Source organism: Cyanobium sp. NIVA-CYA 375, from assembly GCF_056108345.1.
This window is the reverse complement of record NZ_JBSYHW010000236.1, coordinates 1-1,039: the sequence shown is the minus strand read 5'-3', so window position 1 is coordinate 1,039 and position 1,039 is coordinate 1. Positions and strand designations below refer to the sequence as shown.

Sequence of the window (1,039 nt, the reverse complement as noted above, 5' to 3'; positions counted from 1 at the left end):
GTGAGCACTTATCAGAGTGCCAGCGGCGCCGGCGCCCGGGCGATGGAGTCCGTGCCTAGAGATGATAAAAGCTTTACATTAAGCATCGTTATGCCATCGGATTCCCAATAACCTCGAGGATTGTCTTCTCCGGGGCTCATTAAATCTTTTGGCGGACCAAAGCCGTACTCGCAAAGCAAGTTTGCAAGGCCAGAAGTGCCGCTGCGATGCATGCCTAAAATCATGCATATCTGCTTCGGGAGCTTCTCATCTCTCAAGTATATTTGCACTTTATTCTGAAGTATTAGCCTTCTGATTAGATTTGGCCACAGGGTCTTCAACGTGTAGCGATCGGCAAGGCTAAGCCCTTGGTTTGCTCCGTCGGCCACGGAGATCAAAGACTGTGCAAGTTTCTGGGCCAACTCTGCAGCTAGGCTGATATTGCCCTTACTGATATATCCACGGATTTGCTTAAGGTATTCAGTGGCTAAATTTAATCGGTTTGCAGCTAATGGCGCTATTTCGTATAGCTCATCTACTTCTTTGGAGAACTCATCTGGTCGGTGAATTTTTCTTACTGCTTTTAGGAGGTAGATTGCAGGCGATGATGTTGATGCGCCGTCTTTTTTGTAGTCATGAGTCGAGACATTATTTAGTGTTTGCCATCTTGCAAGCATGATGTCCATTAGGGTGTCCAAAAGTAATTGATTTTCTTTCATAAGTTTTCACATTGCAAGCACATTGGGTCTATGCTAGCGCAAGCTCGTCCTTTTAGTTTTTTGTGAATGCCATGCTTCTGACTGGTGTCTAAGAGTTTAAATATCAGCTTGCTTATGTTTTACCTTTTTGGCGATCTCCTTTATTGCGACTTTTATCGTTTCTCCAGGATGCCATTGTTTTGGGGGTTTTTCTGATAGGTGTTTGGTTAGGTTTGCCATTTACGTTACTAGTTGCCAGCTCTTCTGCCTTGTTCATTCCCGGGAACGGTGACTTTCAGGAAAGTTGTCACTCCTTGGCTGCCATTCAGGCGGCCTTGATTAAGGGTAGCGCCATGAGCGGA

At 45.6% G+C, this 1,039-nt stretch carries 1 protein-coding gene; it reads right to left on the bottom strand.

Annotated features, from left to right (window positions below; genetic code table 11):
• Positions 1–11: 11 nt before the first annotated feature.
• On the bottom strand, positions 12–698 hold the full coding sequence (locus AC01FP_RS17780; RefSeq protein WP_474482084.1) for a hypothetical protein: 687 nt from the start codon (positions 696–698) through the stop codon (positions 12–14).
• Positions 699–1,039: the final 341 nt, after the last annotated feature.

Coding starts and splice junctions, on each gene's coding strand:
- AC01FP_RS17780 (WP_474482084.1), bottom strand. CDS start 698: ATGAAAGAAAATCAATTACTTTTGGACACCCTAATGGACATCATGCTT.